This window comes from Desulforegulaceae bacterium (assembly GCA_034006035.1).
Taxonomy (GTDB): Bacteria; Desulfobacterota; Desulfobacteria; order Desulfobacterales; family JACKCP01; genus JACKCP01.
On the sequence record JAVETN010000003.1, the window covers coordinates 121009 to 144032 of the forward strand.

Sequence of the window (23024 nt, forward strand, 5' to 3'; positions counted from 1 at the left end):
CCTTTACTGAATAGTTTAATCTGTCTGGTTTTTTGATAAAACAGGAGAGGCCATTATTTTTAGATTGTTATTGGGAAATTCAAACCAGAATGAGACGTTGCTGCAATCATACTCAGAGCATATTTTAAAATAGTTTTCCCTGATAAAGTCATGGAAGACTTTTCTGTCAGGGTTGAGGTTTTTGTCTTTTATAAGTTTAAGATATTTTTCAAAGAGGTCGTTTATCAGTCTGTATTGAGAATCAGGCTGGGAAATAACTGTTTTTTTGCCGGGGGTATAGGTATGTGAATGCCCTGCAATAAGATCGTTTGTTGTGTTTAAGATTTCTCCGTATAAAAGAGCATATAGTTGTTCAAACTTATTGTGAGTAATGAGAACACAGCTTATCTTTAGATCGCTGTATTTTGATATTATGTCATTTATATCTGCTACATGAGAAGGGTTGAACACTCCAATCATCAGGTTATTGTAAGTGAGTAAAATAGGAATTATAAAATTTTGTTCAGCTATTTTTCTGTCTACAATTCCCCTGAGTTCAATTTTTTGTGAGTCTGAATATGTAAAGTTTGATAGCTGTCTAAAAGGGATATTATATTGAATTGAAAGTGCAAAGTACAGTTGCTGAATAGAAATTTTTTTTTGGTTAACCAGGATACTTCCAAAGGAAAGGCCTGATTTTGATTGCTCTTTAAGGGTGTTGGAAAGTGTTTTTTCGTCTATTAAGCCAAGGTTTGAAAGAATTCCTCCCAGCTTAAGGGAGTTGTCTAGCTTAATGAAGATATGGTTAAGTTCGGAAAGGGTGACAAGATGCTGTTCATACAAGATTTCACAAAAGCTTATTTTCTTTTTTTGTTTTCTGAACGCTGCCTCAAGAGAATCTTCAAAGAGAAGACCCATGCTTGCTAGTGTTTTAGCGGCTGTCTTGAGATTTAAAACTTTATTTAAAAGAAGATTCCTTTTGTTTAAGGAAATTATATTGTTATTGGTAAGCTCATTTAAAAGTTTTAAGATGTTGTTATTTTTGCTTATATAGCTTGAAGTTTTGTTTTGATCTAAGCTTTTGTCGTTTTTAATAAGTTCTACTGCTTCCTTATAAACAGGTTTGGATGTCAATAGTTTTGTAATATCTGATTTTTTGAGCTGGTTTTCCTCTGCAAGAATAAGACAAACAGGAGTTGAAGCTCTTTTGTTAAATAAAAAGGCTGCTGATTTTGCCGTTTTTATTTCTTTTTGACTGGTAATTTTTTGATTCACTAAAAGCTGTTCTAGTTTTGAGCAGTCAGGTTGTTTAGGTAATTCTGCTGTCATTTTTTTCCCCATGATCTTTTCTTTTTGCCGCTTCCATCAATATGTTCATTAGAGGGGTCTCTATAATATTTTCATTTTTATGGCAGTAGTCTTCGATTTCAATTTCAGCTTTTTCCCAGCAAATAATAGTATAGGCAGCCTGTTTGCCAATAACTTCATTAAAAGAAGCGTCAATTAAAGAGCCTTTTTTGAAATACATGGTCCCTTGTTTGTCATCTTGAGTTATTTTAAGAGTGCAGGTTTTTTCTTCCATTTCAATCATTTGAAGAAATGTTGATATGCTTATCCCGTCAATTATTCCCTTTGGGCCCGAATAAAATTCTTCTGTAATTATTTGGCAGAGATTGTTAAAATTAATGGGTTTTTCAAAAACTTTGTCTATACCAAGTGGTTTAAGAGCGTTTTTTAAAGAGTTTGATTCATACCAGGTTGTTACAGCCACATTTATATCAGGATAATTCTTTTTTATTTTTTTTAAAAAGCTGCAATCATCTGCTTTTGCATGAGAAGAAGATATTAAAATTAAATTTATTTTTAAGATGTTAAGAATTTGCTCTGCAATATCAATGTTTTCTGCGGTAACAGATTCAATGTTTTTTTCATTATTCAAAGCAGAAGAGATAAGATGTAATTCCTCTTCGTCTTCATCTATGACAAGAATTTTTTTGCGATTATTTTTTTTACCTATTTGGTGAAAGTTGTCCTGGGCTTCTTTTTTTTCATTATATTTTTCAATGCCCTGTCTTATTGTTTGCTCAAGAATATTTATTTTGCATGGTTTGGTGAGAAATCTGAAGATATAGCCTTCATTGAAGGCTTTAAGAGAAGCTTTTAGTTCTGCAAACCCGGTAAGCATTATACATATGGTGAGAGGACTTTTTTTGTTCACTTGTGATAAAAATTCAAATCCGTCCATGTCGGGCATGTTCAAATCAGAAACAATAACTTGGAAGGGTTCCTCATTATCAATAAGTTTAAGCCCTTCAGCTCCGGAAGCAGCTACGTAAACATTAAACTCTTTTCTTAAATGCCTTTTGTATCCTGCTAATATATTTTCGTCATCATCAACTATAAGCAGTTTATACTTCATTTTGTTTATCCAGATTAGAAAATTTAAAAATTACAGTTTATATATTGAGGCTTAGATAAGAAAAATTCAAGGTCTTTATTCTTTATTTTGGAAGAAAATATTGCTAAAAACTAAAGTAAATTTTTTTAAAACATCAAAAAAAAGAAAAGACTATGATTTTTCATTAAGTAAAATATGAAATCATTGGAAATGATATACAATTTAATTGAAGTTGAACTTGATCCCGTGGAAACTGTGATTGCGAAAGCAGGTGCAATGAATTAAATGGATCATGAAATTAGTTTTAACCCCTGCCTGTTTTTGAATTGTTTTGTTAATTAATTCTTTTTGTATTATTATTGTAAAGATATGAGGTTAATGCTTGATGAGTTAAAAAATCAGATGGCTGTAAAATTTATACAGGTGAAAAAATGAAAAAGTTTTTAAAGAAAATATTTAAGTTCTTTTTATATTTAATTGGTTTTTTTCTTCTTTTATTACTGATTTTGTATTTTTTAAGAAATATTATCTTAGATTTTGCAATCGAAAAAGGCGGTTCAAAAATAAATAAGGCAAAAGTTGAAGTTTTTAATGTAGATCTTGATATTTTTTCCCAAAGCATATCCTGGGATAAACTTGAGGCAGCAGATCGAAATGATCCCTGGAAAAATATTTTTGAAACAGGATTTACTGAATTTAAAATTCAAATAATGCCTTTGACAGACGGTAAATTTATAATTGATAATATGGTGATAAAGGATGTTCAGTCAAATACAAAAAGAAAAACAAACGGTAGCCTTCCTCAATATGAAAAGTCTTTAAAAGATGATGAAAAGCCTTCATGGATAAAGGATTTTGCATTAAAACAGATTGAAAAGGAAAAGGAAGCTATTCCTGTTTTGAACAAGGAGTTGTTCAAGGATTTTTCTGATACAGATAAAATAATTGAACAGCTTGATCTTGAAACTCCTAAAAAAGTTGATGAAGCAAGGCTGTATTTTGAAGAGCGTAAAATTTTTTGGAAAAATCATTTTGAAAAAAGAAATTATGAGCAAAGATCAAAGGAAATTCAAAATGATTTTAAAGAAATTAAATCTTTTGAAAATAAAAAACCTGAAGAAATTTTGAAAAGTATTGAAAAAATTCAGGATTTAAAAGAAAAATGCGAGAGTTTTAAAAATGATTTAAAAGAAGATCGTAAGCTTGCAGCCTTAGATCTTGAAAAAGCAAATCAGTATAAAAAAGATTTTTCTGTATGGGTTAATTCCGACTATGAAAAAGCAAAAAATGCTATAAATATTAAAGATGGCGGGCTTGAAAAGATTTCTGAAATGCTTTTTGGAAAACGGCTTACTCTTGCTGGAGAAAAACTTGTTGGTCTTATAGCTCAAATCAGGGAAGCAGGAAGAAAATCTTCAGAAAAAGAAAAGCCTGAAAAAGTTAAAGTTGACAAATACCCCCACCTTCCAAAATTTTGGATAAAAAGTTCTCAAGTTTCTGTTCTTGCTCCGGGCAATACCTATTCATTTAAAGGAGAGGTATTAAATATAAGTTCTGATCAGAATAAAACAGGGCAGCCTATCACCCTTGATTTTCTTCACAATGATGAAAAAACAGGGAAGATATCATTTAATGGAATAATAGATTTCAGGGATTCAAATGATCTTTTAAGCTTTGAGTTTGATTTAAAAGGATTTATTTTAAAGAATCTAAAGCTTACTTCAGAGGATCTTCTTTCCCTTGTGATAAAAGATGGAAAATCAGATATTAAGGCGTCTTTTGTGTCCAAGCCCAGGTTAATCAAATCTTTGGCTAAGATAAAGATCCATGATCATATTTTTGACAGAGCTGTTCTTGAAAAAAATCCTTCAAAGCTTGAGCAGCTTGTATTTGAAGCCGTAGAATCTGCCGAAGTAATTGATATTGGAATTATTTTAACTCTTGAGGACAATACAAAAAACATTTCAGTTAACAGCTCTCTTGGTTCTGTTGTTTCAAGCCGGGTTAATGATTATATAAAACAAAAAGCTAAAGCAGAGATAAAAAAGGTTGAAACCGGTGTAAATCTTAAAATAGATGAAAAAAGAAAAGAGTTTGTTTCATTTTCAGAAGAAGGTTCTGTACTTGAAAATATTTTACATTATGAAGTAAATCTTAAAACAGAAGAAGAAAAGCTGAACAGGGAAAAGGAAGAATTGGAAAAGAAAATAAAAGGTAAGATAGACGATAAAAAGAATTCTCTTTTAGAGAATCTTAAAATTAAACTCTAAGGTGGATCAAATGAGAAAAACAGTATCGTTGACTTCGCTTTTGGCCTTTGTATTTGTTGTGATTACAAGTGCAGTTCTTTTTATTGTGCCTCAGGGAAGAATAGCCTATTGGGCTGACTGGAGACTTTTAGGCCTTACAAAGGAGCAGTGGGAAGCTGTTCATATAAATCTTGGGATACTTTTTATAATAAGCCTTTTTTTTCATATTTATTATAATTGGAATTCAATTTTGCTTTATTTGAAAAATAAAGCCAGGGAGTTTAAGGTTTTTACCCCTGAATTTAATATTTCCATTTTAGTTGTTTTTATCTTTATTGGAGGAACAATTGGAAATTTTCCTTTTTTTTCAACAATTATAAATTTGAGTGAGAATATAAAAAACAAGGCAGCAGTAAAATATGGGGAACCTCCATACGGTCATGCAGAGCTTTCAACCCTTGAAAGTTTTTCAAGACGAATGGGTCTTGGTTTTGATGAAAGTATTATTCTTCTAAGAAGTAAAGGGTTTGAAATTCACAATAGATCTGCAAGCTTAAAGGAAATAGCAAGGTTTAATAAAACTTCGCCCCAAAACCTTTATCTTTCTTTAAAAACCGGTAGTTCACAGCCTATGAAATTTGAAAATAAATCTAAATCTTTTTTTTCAGGAAAAGGGAAGTCAAGCTTAGTTGAAATAGCAAAAGACTATAATCTCAATCCAGAAGAGCTTTTTTCATATTTTAATAAAAAGAATTTAAAAATAGATATGAATCTTAGTTTGAGAGAAAATTCAGAAGCAAACAATATGAGACCCTTGGAGCTTTATAAAATTATTGTTGAGTTTTCCAATAAAAAATAAGTGTTTATTTATCAAAGGCCGGACACAAAAATCCGGCCTTGAAAGAAATTATTAGTTACCAAGATTGTGAATTGTAAGCTGTGGGAATGGTATTTCCCAGTTATTTTTTATTGAAGCCTCTACACACCATTTTTGAATATGCCTTCTAAGCTTGTTGTAAATATCTGCAGCTTCTCCTTTAAAGTCTGCTTTTATAACAAGATCAAGTGATGAACTGCCTATGTTTTGGAACTCAGTTTCAAGTTTTAAAAGAATTTTATCATAGCCGGTTTCTTTCATTTTTTTATTTATATAATCATCTACCAAGTTTGGAATTTTATCTGTAATTTCGTTTTGATGATTATAGCTTAGACAAAAGGTTTCTTTAATCCTGTAATTTCTTGAAAGGTTTAAAGGAGACTGGGATAGAAAATTAGATGTTTGATAGGTTTTTATTGCTCCTCCTCTAAGAGCCAATTTTACCATTTCATGGGAAAGACTGACGGCCTGTCCCCTTGTTTTGTCAGACAAAATTACCCACTCATTTAATCTGCAAGGAAAAAAGGGATCATCAGGGTTGTTTGGCCTTGAAACTTTATCAAGAAGAATTTCAATGGGAATTCTAAGAGTGATACCAAGGTCTGGGTTTTCAATTTTTGAATAGAAATTTATATCCTGGACAATCCAGGGCACACCAAGATAATTTATTCTTTCTCCTTCTCTTACAGCCCCTACATTTAGCATCAACTTGGTCTGTTTGAACATTTTTGGAATTGTATTTTTGAGCCCCCATGCAAGACCAAGCAAAAAAATTATTGCAAAGCTCAATAATGTCCAGTCCTGTGCAACATAGAAAACAAGGATAATGGAAATCATTGTAAGAAGGAAGGTGAAAACTCTGTATCCAAGCTCAAATGCCTTGTAATGAAAAGGCTTTTGTTCATTATCATAGCCTAAAAATTTTTTTGCGATAAGATTATGGATAAGCCTTAGAAAGAGTACTATCATTATACTGATAGCTATAGCTGTAAGTATGAAAAGTCCTTTTGTTTTAAAAAAGTTTTTAACATTGCTTTGAGTGGCGTCAACAAAAGATTTTTCTTTAGCTTCCATTTGTTTTAGCTTCAGATTTGCTATATGTTTTTTATTTTCAATCTGTTTTTTTATCCCTGTCCAGTTTTTCAGCAGGTTTTCTAGGTAGTCTGTAAGAGATTTGTCTTCTGACGTCTGAATAAGATTTTTAATGTTTTTAACTGCTGTTTCTGCGTAGGGGAGAAGTTCGTCAAATCTTTCAATTTCATCTTTTAAAACTGACTTTTGTCTTGATTTTTCTGTGATTCTTTTAAGTTCACTTATTCCAGGTTCTATAAGTGAAACAATTTCATTTTTCCAGTCAAATTGTTCTTCTTTTTTTTCAGCAAACAGGCTTATATCAATTTGTGTTGCAATTCGTTCAAAATCTTTTTGGGTCTCATGTAGCTGCTTGTCAAGAATTTTGATTTCTTCATTGAGGTTTGATATTTCAGATGCTGAGCTGGTAGTTTTAAGTAATTTTTGTTTTTCTATAATTCTTTCAATTATTGTTTTTCTAAGGGAGGCAATTGATTTTAAAATTTCTGGGGAAGGCTCTTGTTCATTGAGTTTCTGGGCTGTTGTCTCCAGAGCAGAATTGATGTTTAGCTCCTCCTCCTGGGAAAAAACAGGGGATGAAGCAAACGCAATGACGAAAAATAAATAAAAAATAAATAAAAATTTAAAAAATCTCATTGGTTTCCTCATTTTTATGATTTATTAAAAAGTACAGAGTTAAGTGATTTTATTTTAATTTTAAAAGTTGTAAAGATAAAATTTTAAAATTAGCATTATTTAATATTTAAAATTAAAATTTATAAAAATTAAAGGAGATCTTATGATTACATATTTTTATTGGGGTTTGGTGCTTTTAATTGTTTTTTTTATATTGTTTATTTTTGGAGCCAAGCTTGAAAAATGGAAACTTGGGCTAATAATTGGGCTTGTTTTTTTATTTGCAGGATGGGCAGTGTATTATTTTCATTTTGAGCAGGTTTTTGTCAAACGTTATGGAGGAGTTATGTCTCTTACAATTCCAGAAGGTCAAGTACATCTAAATGCTACATGGAAAGGAGACAACCTCTGGATAGAAAATTATGATCCAAAAACCAATAAATGTATATTCAGCGAATATTCAAAAGGAAGTCTTCTTGAAGGAAAAGTTATTATAAAAAACTGTAATCCTTTAATCCTTCAGGAAAAACAATAATTGATTGGGTAAAATCATGATTGAATCCGGCTTTTGGGTTGATTAAAGAGGAAGTTTTTTGCTCAGCTGCTTTTTAATTCTTGGTTAGTCAATTCAGTGGACCAGGTCGGATAAATGTTTTGTGAAATCGTATAGTCTTTTATTTAAAAAGTAAGTCTTTGAAAATAAAATAAAAATACTTCTTGCTATTAGTTTTTTTTAATGTCATATTGACAAAGTTTCTCAAAAGAGAACAAAGAGTTTCGCTATAAAGGAATATCCATTTAAAAAAGTGGCATTGCCCCCAAGTATCGAAATAAATTTAAATTAATTAGTTAAGGAAAAGTCACTATGGCAAATGGAACAGTAAAATGGTTTAATGACGCAAAAGGTTTTGGATTTATTGAGCAGGAAAATGGAACTGATGTATTTGTACATCATACAGGGATTAACTCCACAGGTTTTAAATCTCTTCAAGAAGGTGCAAGAGTTACATTTGATATTCAGGAAGGTCCAAAAGGTTCTTCTGCAATAAACGTAACCGAATAATAAAAATAAAATAATAGATATTAAGGCACTTTATTAACATAAAATGCCTTTTTTTTATTTTTGTATTATAATTTTAAGTCATAAAAAACTTTAAAACCTAATAGCCCTGCCTTAAAAAAACATTTAAAAAGTTTTAAATCCCCTATTCCAGGTAAAAATTAAATTTGTAAACCAGAGCTTTATCTATATAATTTTAGAATTATTTTTGGACTTAGATGCCAATCAGGCTCAGGTATGGCAAATTTTCTAAAAATCAGGTATTATTGTTAAGTTTTTTATTAATCTTTTTATCATAAAGGAAAGTAAAACATGGTAATCTTGGATAAAGCTAAAAGTTACATGGAAAGCCGGATTCTTCTTACAGGTGCTGAACTTGATATCTTTACTCTTATTGGTAAAAAAATAAATAGGGCAGAAGAAATTGCCAAAAAAACAAATGCTGACTTAAGGTCCCTTACCCGTCTCCTTGATGCTCTTGCGGTTTCCGGATTCCTTGAAAAAGACGGCCTTGTTTACAGCCTTGCCAAAGGATGTGAATCTTTGTCTTCAGAGCATCCTAAATCAGTACTTCCAATGGTTCTTCATATAAATGATATCTGGAATGACTGGCATCATCTTACTAAGACTGTAATTCAAGGGAAGAAGCAAAGCAAAGCTCCTTATCCCGATATGCATGAAAAAGATAGAGAAGCCTTTATTTACGGGATGCATGTTGCTGGAAGAGAATTATCATCAGATATTGCCGCAGATCTTGATTTATCTTCATATAAAAAACTTTTAGATATCGGGGGTGCTTCTGGAACCTATACAATTGCATTCCTTGAAAAAAATTCTCAAATGAAAGGGATAATTTTTGATCTTTCCGAAGTAATTCCCATGTCAAAAAAAGGGATTGATTCAGCTGGATTAAATGAAAGGGTAGAGTTTATTTCTGGTGATTTTTATCTTAATGAACTTCCTAAAGGATGTGATCTTGCTCTTTTATCAGCAATAATTCATCAAAACAGCCCAAAAGAAAATCTTGCTCTTTACTCAAAGATTTATAAAGTTCTTGAACCCGGAGGAATGCTGGTAATTAGAGATCATATTATGGATAAGAGCAGGACTTATCCTCCTGACGGTGCTGTTTTTGCAATTAATATGCTCGTTGGAACAAACGGCGGAGATACCTATACTTTTGAGGAAGTTAAGTCAGCCCTTGAAAAAGCAGGTTTTAAAGACGTTACTTTTGCCCGTAAAGGTGAAAAAATGGATTGTCTGGTAACTTGCAAAAAATAAAACAATATCCCCGGAATTACCGGGGACAGTTTTATAAATTTATTTTTTATTTTCCCTGTCAAGGATACAGCTATTGCTTTCAGGTGTGAAACAAAGACTGCAGGACGTACATCTGGGCTTGAAGTTTTTGTCTTTTTTCCATTGATTTATAAGGTCTGGTTCACTTAAAAGCGGCCTTGAAATAGAAAAAAATTCAATTTTTGTTTGGTTTAAAAGATTTTCCATCACTTCAAAATTTCTATTTCCTCCCACAAGAATTAGAGGAACCTCAATTTCAGAAGCAAGTTCTTTAGCATATTCGCTGAAGTATGAATCATTTGAGGAAAGACTAACTTTTTTTGTGGGCTCTTTTTCTGTTTTTGGAGCTCTGAAAACAGGTCCTCCGCTGATTTCAACAGCAGTAATTCCTTTTTTTGAAAGATTTTTGCAAACCTCTTTGCATTCTTCAAATACAAAACCTTTATTTTCCATGAAGTCAGAGCAGTTAAGTTTTATAAGAATTGGAAAATCAGGCGAAGTGCTTGATCTTATCCTGTCAAAAACCTCATAGATTATTCTTGCTCTGTTTTCAATGCTCCCGCCATATTTGTCTTCTCTTCTATTAAAATAGGGAGATAAAAACTGACTTAAAAGATATCCATGTCCAGCGTGGATTTCAACTCCGTCAAATCCTCCTTCCATGGCTCTTTTTGCTGATTTTCCGAAAGCTTTTACCAGGGCATCAATGTTTTCAATTGACATTTCTTTGGGAGTTATTCCTGAAATTTTATTTAAAACAGCAGAAGGACCCCAGATTTCTCTTTTATCAACATTAAACCATGTAAAAGAGCCGCCGTAAACAAGCTGCAAAATTATTTTGCTGTTGTTTTTATGGACAATTTTTGTAAGTTTTTTATAATCTTCAATAAATGAATCATCGTATGCCCCAAACATTTTCGGACTTGGTTGTTCTTCCTTTAAAACATAAGCATATCCAGTTATTATTGCTCCGACTCCGCCTTTTGCAAGGTTTTCGTAAATTTCATAGATTTTGTCATTAAAATGTCCATTGTCCTCTGCCATTCCTTCCCAGGTTGCAGAGCGGATAAATCTGTTTTTAAGTTCAAGGTTACCAATATTTGCCGGCTCAAACAGTTGTTTCATTTTTCCTCCTGAGAATTATTTATAAATACTTTTTAAGTTTGTTTTAATTAAAGGAAATACCAATCTAACCTTTGGGATAAGTGTTTTGAGATTAAATTGCACTCTGACCTAGAAAAGGAGCAAAACCAGATTTTAATTTTTAATTGGTTATATAAAGAAAATCCATGGGTAATTAAAGGTAAAACTAAGTTTTTATAGATTTATGTTGTTTTTATTAAAAAAAACCATGGTAGATTATTTATAAAATCTGATTGTAATGGGAAGTTAAAAAAATTATCCATTAGTAATTTAATTTTGTTTCTGTTAGTTTTATCTATCCTTAAATATTTAAAATATTGGACATTAATTATGTTATCATTGTTCAGTCGCTTTATTTCTTTTCTTCCGTTAGGTGTAGCTCTGGCCTTTGGGCGATTTATCGGCTTGATTTGGTATTATATTGTTCCTGTAAGAAAAAAATTGTGCATGGAAAATGTTAATCGTGTTTTTGGCAATGAACTTTCAAAAAAAGAGCAGAAAAAGATTGTCAGGAGATTTTTTTCAAAATTTTGTATGTCTTTTATGGAAGTTTTGCGTATCCCCCATATGTCCCTTGCTGAAAATAAAAAGCTTGTGAGGATAGAGGGCTGGGAGAATATGGAAAAAGCCCTTGAGCTTGGAAAAGGAGCAATTTTGTTTGCAACACATATAGATAATGTTGATCTTGGAGGTTGTTCAATGGCTATGCGTGGAGCTCCAATTTCAGTTGTGGTTAGGAAAATGGGCAAATCAGCAGAAAAATTTCTTTCAAGTGTCAGAAAAAATACGGGTGTAACAATTATAAGCAGCAAGAATTCAAAAAGCCGTATTAAAGAACTTCTCTCAGAAAATAAAATTGTAACAATTGTTGCAGATCAGCATCTTTCAAAACATAGATCCATTGCCTGTAAATTTTTTGATCAATGGGCGTCCACAACTCATGCTCCCAGTCGTTTTGGCTTTGAGACAGGTGCTCCTATAATTCCTGCTGTGATTAACCGCAAAGGAAAAACAGGATATCACCACGCCAGGGTTTTTCCTGCCTTTGAACAGGAAACACCCTATGATGACATTGATTTGAATATACGTCATAATACAGAAAGACTGAATCGAATTATAGAAACCTGGCTACTGGAAGCACCGGATCAATGGTGGTGGTTTCATAAACGCTGGAAAGTTCAGGACGATCCAGAAGGGTGGGATCTGCCAGGAGATTCTTTATTAAAAGATTAAGATAAAAAGTTTTTTCAGCTAGATTCTTAAAGTTAAGAAATCCGGCTGAAAAAATTTGTTTATTTTTCAAAAACATAGGTTCCCGGGGCATCTCCAAGATCATAGTCTTTAGACACCGGACATTTTGGAGCAGGAATATCATCCCCGGTTCTTTTTTTCAGCCATTCCACCCATTCGGTCCACCAGCTTCCCTCTTGGATTTTTGCAGTTGCAAGCCAATGCTCAGGACCCTTTCCAAGGATTCCGTTTCTAAAATATTTTCCCTTGTTGTTTTCAGGAGGATTTATAATTCCGGCTATATGTCCCCCTGAGGTAAGGATAAATTTAATAGGGGATGTTACAAAATGTGGAATTCTGTATACTGATTTCCAGGGTGCAATATGGTCTCTTTCAGTTCCCACTGAAAAAAGGTCCATATCAATAGCTCTTAAATCAAGGCTTCTTCCGCCCATTATAAACTTACCTTCTGTTAGCTGATCTTCAAGGTAAAGCTTTTTTAAAATATCAATATGAAGCTTTTTAGGCATTCTTGTTCCATCATCATTCCAGTAAAGAAAGTCAAAGTTAAAAGGCTCTTTTGCAAGAAAGTATGTGTCAATAAAATAGTTCCAGTAAAGATCTCTTGGCTTTAAGAGGCTGAATGTGGTTGCCATATTGGATTTATCAAGAAACCCATTGTCAACCATCAGATCTTCAAGAAAAGCTATCTGGCTTTCATCAATAAAGCTTTTAAGTTCTCCTGCATCAGAAAAGTCTATCTGCCCTGCAAAAAATGAAAGAGTTTTGATGGAGGAGTTTTTCTTCCCCCTTAAATATGCAGCAGCAGTTGTGCATAAAATTGACCCCATGCAGTATCCTGTGAGATGAACACTATCAGTTGAGAGCATTTCTTTTATTATTTCAATGGGCTCAAGAACACCTTTTCCTGTATACTCAATCATTCCATATTCACTATAATCTTTTGTGCTGATATTTTTCCAGGAAATTACAAAAACAGTAAACCCCTGATTAACCAGATATGCAACCATTGAGTTATTGCGACTTAAATCGAAAATATAATATTTGTTGATCCAGGCTGGTACAAGAAGAATTGGGGTAGAACTGACTTTTTCAGTCTTTGGAACATACTGGATTAATTCTATGATTTCATTTTTATAGACAACTTTACCTTTTGTTGTGGCCAGGGTTTCACCAACCTTGTGATACTGATCCTTAGAATGTCTTATTTTAATTCCGCCCTCGGTTTTTATATCTTCAAGAAAGGTGACAAAGCCTTTTAAAAGGTTAATTCCATTTTCCTCCATTGTTTTTTCAATTACCTCAGGGTTGGTGAAAGGAAAATTCATTGGGTTTATCATTGCTGTAATCTGTTTTAGCCAGAACTCTATTAAAAGCTTGGACTGACCTTGAACCCCTTTTATCTCAGAAAAAAATTCCTGGATAAAAGGTTCTATAATAAGAAAGAAGTTTTTATAATGTATGAAAGGACGTTCTTCCCACATTTTATGGCTGAATCTTTTGTCTTTTGGAAGATTTTCTCCTTCAGAGATAAAGGCTTGGTTCAGTTCCCAAGTTAATTTAACAAAGTCAAGATACTTGTTAAATCTTGTTCCAGGACTCCATGCAAGGTGGACAAAACCGTCATAAAAAGATCTTGCAAAAGCCGGGATGTCAACCGGACCAATTATATTGGACATTTTTTTTCTGAAAAGTCTGTCCATATGAAGAGCTGCTTTTTTCAGTTCGTCCATGGGTTCAGGAGTGTCTGAAAAATATTCTAGGTTGGCTGTTTTTTTAAACTCAGCATCAGGCATTCTTTTGATTGGTTTTTGGTGCATGGGACCTCCTTAAAATAATTTTGTACTTTAAATCTTGGGGAAGTATAGATACCATATTGTTTAAGTATTCTTGAAAAAGATATTAATCCATTATATATTAATTCTAGTAATTTAAAAGGCTTTTGTGTGTTTTGCGGCTAACGATGAATTAATCCATATTCAAAAATTTCAGTTTTTAGTTAACTTGAAAATTAAGGAAAAAATTTTGGGGGACATCTCAAAATGGAGCAATATTTCGAAAACTCTTCTTCTTCCTCTTTATTTTCGAGCTATTGAGTCACAAAAAAAGGGTGGAAATTTTTCTGATGAAAAGGCTGCTGAAATAATAAAAAAGATTGATTATGACTTTGATAGAATGGATGGCTTCAAAGTTCTTCAATCAGCCACAATAATGAGAGAAAAATCTTTTGATTTTTTAGTCAGCGAGTTTATTAAGGAAAATCCCTTTTCCATTGTAATAAATATCGGGGCAGGGCTGGATACAAGGTTTTTTCGGATGGACAATGGAAAAATCAATTGGTATGAGCTTGATCTTCCGGAAATAATTGGAGTAAGAAAAGAGTTGTTTGATGAAACAGATCGCTATAAATTCATAGCTGCTTCTGCCTTTGATATAAGATGGGTTAAAAAAATTAAAAATAAAGACCAAAGACCTGTTCTTATAATTGCAGAGGGTATTTTGCTTTATTTTTCAAAGCCTATGGTAAAAAAATTTGTAAAGGAGTTAAGAATTAAATTTGCCGGGGCAAATTTAATTTTTGATGCTGTAACTCCTGAGCAGGCAGCTGCAAGTTTTTTTAATCCAGCCCTTTCAATGATGGATGTATGTTTTAAGTGGGGGATGCGAACTATAGATGAACTAGCTTTATGGGACAGCAACATTGAAACAAAAGATGTTATATATTATTTTAAACCTTCTTTTGAAAAACTTGGGTGGTATGGATGGTTTTCCATGGTGCCTGCAATAAGATTTGGTTTTTATATAGTTTCCTGTGTACTTGGAAAAGAAAGTGGAGAGAAATAGTTTATGCTAAGCGATAATGAAAAAAAAGTTGTGGCTCTTATTCAGGGGGATATCCCAATAGAAAAAAATCCATACGAAATCCTTGCTAAACAAGCAGGTATTTCAGAAGATGAATTTATTGAAGCTTTAAAAAGTCTTGATGACAAAAAAATAATAAGAAGATTTGGAGCCACATTAAGACATCAAAAATCAGGTTATTCAACCAATGCAATGGTAGCCTGGAACGTTCCCGAAGATAAAATCCATGAAATAGGAAAAATCATGGCAGAATTTTCTTTTGTTTCCCATTGCTATAGAAGAGATCCCAAACCTGAATGGCCTTTTAATCTTTATACAATGGTCCATGCTAAAAGTAAGGAAGGCTGCATTCATAAAGTAAATAAGATGTCCAAAAAGTCTCAAATTAGTGATTTTGATGTTTTATATAGTGCAAAAGAGCTTAAAAAGACTTCTATGAAATACTTTACAAAAGAGTTTTAAAAACCCGGGTTTGTTTTAGTTAAGTGTAAAGATTTACTTTCCCCATTGGGGTAAAAGCCTGTTTTCAACTCCAAGGTGATTTAAAATTTTTGACACAACAGAGTCAGTGAGATCTTCAATTGACTTGGGATGGTTGTAAAAAGAAGGGGAAGCAGGCAGAATAACAGCTCCTGAATCATTTACTCTTATCATGTTTTCAAGTTGAATTCTGTTAAAAGGAGTTTCCCTTGGGACTAAAATAAGTTTTCTTTTTTCCTTGAGGCAAACATCAGCACTTCTTGAAATAAGAGAGTCTGCAATTCCTGATGCAATTGATCCCAGAGTTTTCATTGAGCAGGGCACAATAGCCATTCCATTGTGAAGAAATGAGCCGCTTGCAGGAGGAGAGAAAAAATCATTTTCTTTATGTATAAAGATTTGGGCTTTAATCTCTGAATCTTTTTTGTCTTTTAAAAGAAAATCAATTAAAGGTCCGTTTTTATAATCTGTTTCGTGAAAAAGAACCTGGTGTCCAGAAGCTGAAACAATTAAATGGAGTTCAAGGTCTTTTTTTACAAGCTCATTTAAGAGTCTTAAAAAATAGATCACTCCGGATGCTCCTGTACAGGCAATTACAAACTTTTTGTTAAATCCATCTGAAGAATAACTCATCAAGAAAAAATCCAAGAAATAGGGTTATTGAAATAACGCTGTTTATGTTAAAAAAAGCAAGATCAATTTTTTCCATCTTACCGGGCCTTACAACTATATGCTCCATTATAAGGAGAATCCCAATAAGAAAAGCAGATAAAAGAAAAATATAATTCATTGAAAAAATAAAATATAAAGACATAAAGGAGACAAAGGTAATTAAATGTAAAATATCTGAAATAAAAAAGGCTTTTTTTTCCCCAAGCTTTGCAGGAATTGAATGAAGGTTGTTTTCATTGTCAAAATCCAGATCCTGACAGGCATATAAAATATCAAAGCCAGAAATATATGTAAGAAGGGTAAGAGAAAGAATTATTATTCCCCAATTTATTGAATTTGTAAGTGCAATAAAAGCACCTGCTGGAGCAAGGGAAATTGCAAATCCAAGATAAATATGGGCAAGGCTTGTAAATCTTTTTGTATATGAATAAAAAAAAAGAACTAAAAGAACTGGAAAAGAAAGATAAAAGCAAAGACTTCCCAACATAAAAGCCGAGAATATAAAAAGAGCTGATGAAAAGAAAACAAAAAACCAGGCAGATTTTGAACTTATTTTACCCGAAGGAAGCTCTCTTTGTCTTGTTCTTGGGTTTGAACTGTCGATTTTCTTGTCTGCTATTCTGTTGAATCCCATTGCTGCAGATCTTGCTCCTGTCATTGCAAGAATAATAAACAAAATCTGATTAAAGTTTATATCAGTGTATCTTGAGGCCAAAACAACAGCTGAAAGAGCAAAGGGAAGAGCAAAAATTGTGTGTGAAATTTTAATCATTTCACTATAGGTTTTTATTGCAAAAACATATTTTTTCATTCAAAAATTCCGCTTATTTTATGTCCACATTCACCACATTTTCCATTTTTTATATGGTTTCCTATAACATAAAACCCTTTTCTTTCAACTACTTTGTTTTTGCACTGGGGGCATATGGTTGATTCAAAATCATCTCCAAAGATATTTCCTGGATAAATATAATTAAGGCCTTGTTTTTGACCAGTTTCAATTGCTTTGTGAATTGTACCAGCAGGAGTTGGCTTTATATCGGTCATTTTAAAACATGGATGAAATGCTGAAATATGCCAGGGAGTATCTTGTCCAAGTTCATTTTTTATAAATTTTGCAATATTTTCTATTTCTTCTTTACTATCGTTTATTCCTGAAATTAAAAGGGTGGTTATCTCAATAAAAATATTTTCTTTTTTCATTCTTTTTAAGGTTTCAAGAACAGGCTTTAGTTTTCCCCCGCAGATTTTTTCATAAAAATTATTGCTAAAGGATTTAAGGTCAATATTTGCAGCATCAATAAATTCCTTTATTTCATCAAAACCCTGCTTTGAAATAAAACCGTTTGAAACCATTAAATTTAAAATGCCTTTGTCTTTTGCAATAAGGGCTGTATCTTTCATAAGTTCAAAAAAAACAGTAGGTTCTGAATACGTGTAGCTTATTGATTTTGCTTTATTTGCAATGGCTTCTTTTACAAGGTCTTCTGGAATAATTTCATATGCATCAATTTCATCCAAAACAGCCGGTAACTGGGCAAGAGTTGCATTTTGACAGAATTTGCAGGTAAAATTGCATCCAGGAGATCCAATGGAATATGAAAAGCTTCCGGGCAGAACATGAAACAGCGGTTTTTTTTCAATTGGATCAAGAGCTTTTACAGCTATTTTATTTTTTATAAGTGAAATTATTTCATCAGAAATATTTTGCCTTACTCCGCATTTGCCTTTTTCATTTTTTTTAAGAACGCAAAAATGACTGCACAAAAGGCAGATTGATTTATTGTTGTTTATTTTTTTGTATAATTTCTTTTCCATTGAGCACACCTCTGAGGAATTGCATTTACAGGTTTTATTGCAGGATTTTCAACTTTAAGCTCAAGGGGTTTCAGCCTGAATCTGGGTTGTAAGCACACACAAATACCTGCAAAGTTTCCAAAAGGACTTTTTTGAAAAAGTTCGGGATAACCAAGATATTCTAAAACAGGGCTTCCAATGAGATCAAAAGTTGAAACTGTTCTCCATTTTACAGGAACATCGCCTAAAAGATTTTTTATTATCTGTTTTATTTCAAAAATACTGAAAAGTTTGAGTTTGTGTGATTCAGGGAATAAAAACCCTTTTATTGTTTTTTGAACCCCTTTGATTGCAAATCTGTTTGTGACTCCTATGAAAACATAGTTTTTTGTAACACGAAATGATTCTTCCAGTGCTTTTACAGGATCTTTTGTATTTCCAAGGGAATTGAAAAAAAAGGAATATTCAAAGCTGTTATCATCAAAGGGAAGATCTTCTGCTTCACTTTGATGATATGAAATTTTATGTGAAAATTCTCTTTGTGCAATTTGAAGCTTTGATTTTTCCGGATCTGTAAGAGTTAAGTCAAGATTTATTTCAAGGCAGGCCTTTAAAATTTCGTGGGAATTTGAACCTATTGAAAGAATTGAATCTCCGGGGATTGGATTTAAAAGACTGAAAAAAAGCTGGATTTCCCTTGAAAGGTTTGGAAAATCTGCAGAGCGGTAAGTTTTGCTATTGAAATCAAATTTTTTTTTGAACATAAGATTACCTGCTGCATTAAAATATTTTTTTATTCCAAACTTGAAAATTGCTTAATCCAGGTTGTTATTAATTTGAAAATCAAACTTTAATACAAACTGATTTTGTCCTAAAACTTTTTACTAGTTATAACAATAGTGCTTTTTTCATTTAATTCAACCATGGGAAAGTAAAACCCAATGATTTTTAAAGAAATTATTTTCTGTTCCAATATCTTTGGTAAACTTATTAAAGAACTAAATTAGTTTTTTTAAAAGGAAATTGGATTTTGTAAAAAAAGGGGATTCCCGGTCAGTGGATAACCTGACCGGGAAGGAGGAAGATTAAATCTAGTTTTTTTAAATCAAAGACAAAAAACAGATAAGTCTTTAAGTAAGTTTGGAAGACCTATATCTTCTTAAGATAAGTGATACAATCTTTGGTTACCCAAAGTTTGGATATTGTATAAAATATTTTATTGTTTTTTGTCAATGAAGATTTTTTTATTCAAGCTCCTGTTTAAGGATTTCAAGAAATAAAGAAGCATCTTCAACAATACAAAGATCTGAATGGCTGAAAATAGATGAGTAGGGGTCACTATTAACAGAAATAACAAATTCAGAATCTTTCATTCCATAAATATGCTGGGAAGAGCCGGAAATTCCAAAAGCTGAATACACTTTGGGAGAAACAGTTCTTCCTGTGATTCCAACTTGTCTTTCATACCCAAGAAGCCCTTCGTCAACAATGGGTCTTGAACAGCCTACAGCTGAATTCGGTATTAATTTTGAAACTTCAAAAATTTTTTCAATTTCTTCACTTGAGTTCAGTCCCCTTCCTATGGAGAGAATGATTTTTGCGTTATCAAGAGAGGAGCTTTCAGATTTTGACATTGTTTCAACTATCTCAACCCCCGATGTTTTTGGTTTTATTTCTGTTTCTTCAAAACTTTCTTTTGAAAAAGGAGAAGGGTTTTTTTCAAAACTTGAACCTGAAACAGTTAATACAGCTTTTTTTTTCTTGTTTTTTACCAGGGCTTCAAGTTTGGAATTGAAAATCATCCTTGAAAACTTGTTTTTTGCTTCAATTTTTAAAATATTTGTAATTATTGATGCCTTAGATTTACCAGCAATAAAAGAAGCTGATTCAAGGGACTTGGTGGAAGAGTCAAAGCAGAGATAAGAAAAGTCTGTTTTTTCAATGATTTTTTCAAGGCAGAAACCTATTTCATCTGGATTATGATCTTTTAAACCGGTTTTTATATTTAAAATAGATCTAAAATCAATTTTACTTGAAAACTCTTTAATATCGGGTTCATTGAAAACAACAAGAAGTATTTCTTCTTTTGTATAAATATTAAGATTTTGTCCGAAATTTATAAGTTTTTTTGCCTGTTCAATTCTATTTTCCATACTGTCACAGACTAAAATTATTTTTTTATTCATTTTTTTTCCTTAAAGAATTTTTTTCTGTTTTAAAATTTCAAGAAAAGCCTTTGCTTTGTCTTCTATGCTTCCCTTAAGTATTTCACCTTTTCTTGTTTTGGAAGGCAGTTTAAGTTCTTTTGTTTCAAAACTGATTTTTGATTCCAGGCTTTCAATATTTTTTACAACAAGGGTTGATTCATCAACTTTTAGCATTCTTAATACATTTGGATATCCAGGCTTGTTTATCCCGGCCTGAAAATTTAAAATACATGGAAGTGCAAGTTCTGCCCTTTGTGAAGCTCCGCCTTCAAGTTCTCTTTTTACAATTATTTTATTTTTGGAAATTTTTTCAATGGAAGTCACTCCTGAAACAGAGGGAATGGAAAGTTTTGAAGCTGTTAAAAGACCTGTTGTTCCGTTCATCATATCTTCTGACATCATTCCGCTGAAAATCATTTTATAGTCATTTTCCATGAAAATGTTTTTTACTGCATTTGATACAAAATCAGGGTCATTTGCATTTTTTATTTCAGTTTGAATCAAAATCCCTTTATCCGCACCTTTTCCAATGGTTTTTTTTAGAATTTCAAGGCTAGGTTCTGTTCCCACAGAAATTGTATGAATTTCAATACTATTGTCTTTTTCCTTTAATTTAAGAGCTTCTTCAAGTGAATGATCATCAAATCTGTTTATTTTAAAGTTCAAATCCGGGTTTTTTAATGAAAAGTTGTTTTTTAAAATAGCTGGGTCAGTCATTTGAATTTCTTCAAAAACCGGTTTTATTGTTACAAGTATTTTCATTTTTAATCCTTTGTCAGTTGTCAGACAAAGCTAATTTAATACTTTAGCGATTAATATTTTAAAAATTAGTTTTGTCTGAATAAAGCAAGTCTAAGTTTTTTAAAAAATCTCTTATTTATATTTTATACAGGAATGAAAATTTATCAACAAAAAAATCGAACGTTCGTTCGTTTTTTTGTTGACATAAAATTTTCTAAGATTTAAAGTTTTATAAATCTTAGAAAAAAAAGAGATAATTTATTGGTTTACAAAGGAAAATTTAATGCCTCTTCTTTATGTTATCCGCCATGGCCAGGCTTCATTTGGGGAATCAGATTATGACGAACTTTCAAAAATCGGCATAAAACAAGCCCAGATTCTTGGAAAATTTTTTAAACAAACCAAAACAACCTTTGATTCAATTTTTTCAGGTTCTTTGGAAAGACAGGTTGATACTGCTGTCCATACCTTAGAAGGAATGGGGGAAAAGGGTAAAAAAGTAGAAATAAATAAAGGTTTCAATGAGTATAGTCATACAGATCTTATAAATGCCAGTCTTGATTATTATAGACAAAAAGAACCGGAAAAATCATACGATTTAGTTGAGCTTTCAAAAGATAAAAAAAAATTTCAGGTTTTTTTTTCCAGGCTGGTTGAGGATTGGATAAGCGGTGAATTTTCTGGTTATGGAGTTGAAGCCTATGAAACATATTCTCATAGGGTTTTAAAAGCCTTTGAGGAGGTATCAGATTTAAAAGAAAGAAAAGGTAAAATTGCAGTTTTTACTTCAGGAGGGGCAATTTCAGCACTTCTTGAAAATACTCTCCAGGTTCATCCTTTTAAAGCAGCCAAGATTGGATGGGGAATAAAAAACTGCTCAATTTCTATTGTAAGCTCAAAAGGAAGGTTCAATAGGAACTCAAACAGATTTTTATTAAGAAGTTTTAATTGTTCGGCTCATTTTGAGCTGGAAAATGACAAAGACCTTATTACCTACAGATAATCAAGGAGGAGTAAGATGGATTTTAGAATATCGGATAAAATTAAACTTATAGTGGATACAATAAACGAGTTTATTGACAAGGAACTTATTCCACTTGAGCCTGAATTTGTGATGGGAGATTTTAATGAAATGGAGCCGGCTATAAAAGAAAAGCAGGCAATGGCTAAAAAAATGGGATTATGGGCCCCTAATTTCCCTGAAGACTGCGGAGGGATGGGACTTTCCATGGTTGAGCATGGACTTGTTTCAGAGGCTCTTGGGCGTTCTCCTCTTGGACATTATGTTTTTTGGTGCCAGGCTCCTGATGCGGGAAACGTTGAAATTTTACATAAATACGGGACAGAAGAGCAAAAGGAAAAATATTTAAAACCTCTTGTAAGGGGGGATATAAGAAGCTGTTTTTCAATGACAGAAGTGGATATGCCGGGTTCAAATCCTGTAATGCTTGAGACAACTGCTGTAAAAGACGGGGATGATTATCTAATCAACGGGCACAAATGGTATACAACCTCTGCTGACGGGTCAAATTTTGCCATAGTAATGGCTGTGACAAATCCTGAAGCTTCAAAATATCTTCAGGCAAGCATGATAATTGTTCCAACAGAAACCAAGGGCTTTAATCTTGTAAGAAATATTCCTGTAATGGGCCATGAAGGAAGCGGATATGCAAGTCATGCAGAAATTTTATATCAGTCGTGCAGGGTTCCTCAAAAGAATCTTTTAGGGCCTGAAGGCCATGGTTTTGTAATAGCCCAGGACAGACTTGGGCCAGGAAGAATTCATCATTGCATGAGATGGCTTGGGATATGCAAAAGATCCTTTGATCTTATGTGTTCAAGGGCAAACTCCAGAGTAATTTCAGCTGATGGTAAAACCCTTGCCTCAAAACAGACAGTTCAGAACTGGGTTGCAGAATCAGCTGCTGAAATTCAGGCGGCAAGACTTCTTACCTTGAATGCAGCATGGCAGATAGATGAATACGGTGCTTCAGCCTCAAGAGATGCTGTTTCAATGATAAAATTTGTTGTTGCAAATACAATGAACAAAGTAATTGATAGAGCACTTCAGACATATGGAGGACTTGGGATGACAGATGATACAATTCTTGCATATTTTTACAGGCATGAAAGAGCTGCAAGGATTTATGACGGAGCAGACGAGGTTCACAAGTCATCTTTAGCCAGGAGAATGCTTAGAACCTATGAAGGAAAAGTTATAAGATAATTTTCTTTTGGGAAAAGTTTATGTTTATTCTTATTTTCAATCTGACTATTCAGTTATAATTGAACAATTGTATTT

The 23024-nt window shown here is 32.5% G+C and carries 21 protein-coding genes; 10 read left to right on the forward strand and 11 right to left on the reverse strand.

Annotation, left to right across the window (positions count from 1 at the left end; genetic code table 11):
* Positions 1–15: 15 nt before the first annotated feature.
* Both RBR53_03755 and RBR53_03760 read right to left on the reverse strand, forming a co-directional pair.
* Positions 16–1308 (reverse strand): hypothetical protein, encoded by a 1293-nt coding sequence (locus RBR53_03755; GenBank protein MDY0131763.1) that lies wholly within the window; start codon positions 1306–1308, stop codon positions 16–18.
* The gene (locus RBR53_03760) at positions 1289–2398 is read right to left on the reverse strand and encodes a response regulator (GenBank protein MDY0131764.1); all 1110 of its coding nucleotides are present in this window, start codon (positions 2396–2398) and stop codon (positions 1289–1291) included. Before RBR53_03760 ends, RBR53_03755 begins: the two co-directional genes overlap by 20 nt.
* 410 nt (positions 2399–2808) lie before the next feature.
* On the opposite strand from RBR53_03760, the gene RBR53_03765 reads away from it, so the two are divergent.
* Positions 2809–4647 (forward strand): TIGR03545 family protein, encoded by a 1839-nt coding sequence (locus RBR53_03765; GenBank protein MDY0131765.1) that lies wholly within the window; start codon positions 2809–2811, stop codon positions 4645–4647.
* 10 nt (positions 4648–4657) lie between these two features.
* The gene (locus RBR53_03770) at positions 4658–5485 is read left to right on the forward strand and encodes a DUF4405 domain-containing protein (GenBank protein ID MDY0131766.1); all 828 of its coding nucleotides are present in this window, start codon (positions 4658–4660) and stop codon (positions 5483–5485) included.
* Positions 5486–5536: 51 nt separating this feature from the next.
* Here the strand turns inward: RBR53_03770 and RBR53_03775 are convergent, their stop codons facing one another.
* Positions 5537–7231 carry a hypothetical protein gene (locus RBR53_03775; GenBank protein MDY0131767.1) on the reverse strand — a complete coding sequence of 565 codons (1695 nt, stop codon included), beginning with the start codon at positions 7229–7231 and terminating at the stop codon, positions 5537–5539.
* Positions 7232–7373: 142 nt separating this feature from the next.
* On the opposite strand from RBR53_03775, the gene RBR53_03780 reads away from it, so the two are divergent.
* The 3 genes from RBR53_03780 to RBR53_03790 all read left to right on the forward strand — a co-directional run bounded on the left by RBR53_03780 (position 7374) and on the right by RBR53_03790 (position 9551).
* Complete coding sequence (locus RBR53_03780) at positions 7374–7745, forward strand: hypothetical protein (protein MDY0131768.1); 372 nt, start codon at positions 7374–7376, stop codon at positions 7743–7745.
* 330 nt (positions 7746–8075) lie between these two features.
* A complete protein-coding gene (locus RBR53_03785) occupies positions 8076–8273 on the forward strand; it encodes a cold-shock protein (GenBank protein ID MDY0131769.1) in 198 nt (65 codons plus the stop codon).
* Positions 8274–8582: 309 nt separating this feature from the next.
* Positions 8583–9551, forward strand: a complete 969-nt coding sequence (locus RBR53_03790) for a methyltransferase (GenBank protein MDY0131770.1) — start codon at positions 8583–8585, stop codon at positions 9549–9551.
* Positions 9552–9590: 39 nt separating this feature from the next.
* On the opposite strand, the gene RBR53_03795 is transcribed toward RBR53_03790, so the two are convergent.
* Positions 9591–10694, reverse strand: coding sequence for an NADH:flavin oxidoreductase (locus RBR53_03795; GenBank protein ID MDY0131771.1), 1104 nt, complete (start codon positions 10692–10694; stop codon positions 9591–9593).
* Between the two features lie 294 nt (positions 10695–10988).
* Here RBR53_03795 and RBR53_03800 point away from each other — a divergent pair, with 294 nt between their 5' ends.
* Positions 10989–11945 carry a hypothetical protein gene (locus tag RBR53_03800; GenBank protein MDY0131772.1) on the forward strand — a complete coding sequence of 319 codons (957 nt, stop codon included), beginning with the start codon at positions 10989–10991 and terminating at the stop codon, positions 11943–11945.
* Between the two features lie 59 nt (positions 11946–12004).
* Here RBR53_03800 and RBR53_03805 read toward each other — a convergent pair whose 3' ends face one another.
* The gene (locus RBR53_03805) at positions 12005–13783 is read right to left on the reverse strand and encodes an alpha/beta fold hydrolase (protein ID MDY0131773.1); all 1779 of its coding nucleotides are present in this window, start codon (positions 13781–13783) and stop codon (positions 12005–12007) included.
* A gap of 205 nt (positions 13784–13988) precedes the next feature.
* Here RBR53_03805 and RBR53_03810 point away from each other — a divergent pair, with 205 nt between their 5' ends.
* On the forward strand, positions 13989–14807 hold the full coding sequence (locus tag RBR53_03810; protein MDY0131774.1) for a class I SAM-dependent methyltransferase: 819 nt from the start codon (positions 13989–13991) through the stop codon (positions 14805–14807).
* Positions 14808–14810: 3 nt separating this feature from the next.
* Entirely contained in the window at positions 14811–15287 is a 477-nt protein-coding gene (locus RBR53_03815; GenBank protein ID MDY0131775.1) for an Lrp/AsnC family transcriptional regulator, read from the forward strand.
* A 33-nt stretch (positions 15288–15320) separates the two neighbouring features.
* Here RBR53_03815 and RBR53_03820 read toward each other — a convergent pair whose 3' ends face one another.
* The 6 genes from RBR53_03820 to RBR53_03845 all read right to left on the reverse strand — a co-directional run bounded on the left by RBR53_03820 (position 15321) and on the right by RBR53_03845 (position 20743).
* A complete protein-coding gene (locus RBR53_03820) occupies positions 15321–15938 on the reverse strand; it encodes a flavin prenyltransferase UbiX (GenBank protein MDY0131776.1) in 618 nt (205 codons plus the stop codon).
* Positions 15913–16788, reverse strand: coding sequence for a UbiA-like polyprenyltransferase (locus RBR53_03825; protein MDY0131777.1), 876 nt, complete (start codon positions 16786–16788; stop codon positions 15913–15915). The genes RBR53_03820 and RBR53_03825 overlap by 26 nt, the downstream gene beginning before the upstream one ends.
* Positions 16785–17795, reverse strand: coding sequence for an AmmeMemoRadiSam system radical SAM enzyme (gene amrS / locus RBR53_03830; GenBank protein ID MDY0131778.1), 1011 nt, complete (start codon positions 17793–17795; stop codon positions 16785–16787). Before amrS ends, RBR53_03825 begins: the two co-directional genes overlap by 4 nt.
* Positions 17768–18538: a methyltransferase domain-containing protein gene (locus RBR53_03835; GenBank protein MDY0131779.1), complete on the reverse strand. Its 771-nt coding sequence runs from the start codon at positions 18536–18538 to the stop codon at positions 17768–17770. Before RBR53_03835 ends, amrS begins: the two co-directional genes overlap by 28 nt.
* Before the next feature lie 480 nt (positions 18539–19018).
* Positions 19019–19960 carry an electron transfer flavoprotein subunit alpha/FixB family protein gene (locus RBR53_03840; protein MDY0131780.1) on the reverse strand — a complete coding sequence of 314 codons (942 nt, stop codon included), beginning with the start codon at positions 19958–19960 and terminating at the stop codon, positions 19019–19021.
* Positions 19961–19969: 9 nt separating this feature from the next.
* Positions 19970–20743, reverse strand: a complete 774-nt coding sequence (locus RBR53_03845) for an electron transfer flavoprotein subunit beta/FixA family protein (GenBank protein ID MDY0131781.1) — start codon at positions 20741–20743, stop codon at positions 19970–19972.
* A 262-nt stretch (positions 20744–21005) separates the two neighbouring features.
* Between RBR53_03845 and RBR53_03850 the strand changes: the two genes are divergently transcribed.
* Together RBR53_03850 and RBR53_03855 are read left to right on the forward strand one after the other, a co-directional pair.
* Positions 21006–21725 carry a histidine phosphatase family protein gene (locus tag RBR53_03850; GenBank protein ID MDY0131782.1) on the forward strand — a complete coding sequence of 240 codons (720 nt, stop codon included), beginning with the start codon at positions 21006–21008 and terminating at the stop codon, positions 21723–21725.
* Positions 21726–21740: 15 nt separating this feature from the next.
* On the forward strand, positions 21741–22949 hold the full coding sequence (locus RBR53_03855; GenBank protein MDY0131783.1) for an acyl-CoA dehydrogenase family protein: 1209 nt from the start codon (positions 21741–21743) through the stop codon (positions 22947–22949).
* The last annotated feature ends 75 nt before the right edge of the window (positions 22950–23024 follow it).

Bases quoted from the DNA above. Each gene is read 5' to 3' on its own strand.
- RBR53_03755 (MDY0131763.1), bottom strand. From the start codon at position 1,308: ATGACAGCAGAATTACCTAAACAACCTGACTGCTCAAAACTAGAACAG.
- RBR53_03760 (MDY0131764.1), bottom strand. From the start codon at position 2,398: ATGAAGTATAAACTGCTTATAGTTGATGATGACGAAAATATATTAGCA.
- RBR53_03765 (MDY0131765.1), top strand. From the start codon at position 2,809: ATGAAAAAGTTTTTAAAGAAAATATTTAAGTTCTTTTTATATTTAATT.
- RBR53_03770 (MDY0131766.1), top strand. From the start codon at position 4,658: ATGAGAAAAACAGTATCGTTGACTTCGCTTTTGGCCTTTGTATTTGTT.
- RBR53_03775 (MDY0131767.1), bottom strand. From the start codon at position 7,231: ATGAGATTTTTTAAATTTTTATTTATTTTTTATTTATTTTTCGTCATT.
- RBR53_03780 (MDY0131768.1), top strand. From the start codon at position 7,374: ATGATTACATATTTTTATTGGGGTTTGGTGCTTTTAATTGTTTTTTTT.
- RBR53_03785 (MDY0131769.1), top strand. From the start codon at position 8,076: ATGGCAAATGGAACAGTAAAATGGTTTAATGACGCAAAAGGTTTTGGA.
- RBR53_03790 (MDY0131770.1), top strand. From the start codon at position 8,583: ATGGTAATCTTGGATAAAGCTAAAAGTTACATGGAAAGCCGGATTCTT.
- RBR53_03795 (MDY0131771.1), bottom strand. From the start codon at position 10,694: ATGAAACAACTGTTTGAGCCGGCAAATATTGGTAACCTTGAACTTAAA.
- RBR53_03805 (MDY0131773.1), bottom strand. From the start codon at position 13,783: ATGCACCAAAAACCAATCAAAAGAATGCCTGATGCTGAGTTTAAAAAA.
- RBR53_03815 (MDY0131775.1), top strand. From the start codon at position 14,811: ATGCTAAGCGATAATGAAAAAAAAGTTGTGGCTCTTATTCAGGGGGAT.
- RBR53_03820 (MDY0131776.1), bottom strand. From the start codon at position 15,938: ATGAGTTATTCTTCAGATGGATTTAACAAAAAGTTTGTAATTGCCTGT.
- RBR53_03825 (MDY0131777.1), bottom strand. From the start codon at position 16,788: ATGAAAAAATATGTTTTTGCAATAAAAACCTATAGTGAAATGATTAAA.
- amrS (MDY0131778.1), bottom strand. From the start codon at position 17,795: ATGGAAAAGAAATTATACAAAAAAATAAACAACAATAAATCAATCTGC.
- RBR53_03835 (MDY0131779.1), bottom strand. From the start codon at position 18,538: ATGTTCAAAAAAAAATTTGATTTCAATAGCAAAACTTACCGCTCTGCA.
- RBR53_03840 (MDY0131780.1), bottom strand. From the start codon at position 19,960: ATGAATAAAAAAATAATTTTAGTCTGTGACAGTATGGAAAATAGAATT.
- RBR53_03845 (MDY0131781.1), bottom strand. From the start codon at position 20,743: ATGAAAATACTTGTAACAATAAAACCGGTTTTTGAAGAAATTCAAATG.
- RBR53_03850 (MDY0131782.1), top strand. From the start codon at position 21,006: ATGCCTCTTCTTTATGTTATCCGCCATGGCCAGGCTTCATTTGGGGAA.
- RBR53_03855 (MDY0131783.1), top strand. From the start codon at position 21,741: ATGGATTTTAGAATATCGGATAAAATTAAACTTATAGTGGATACAATA.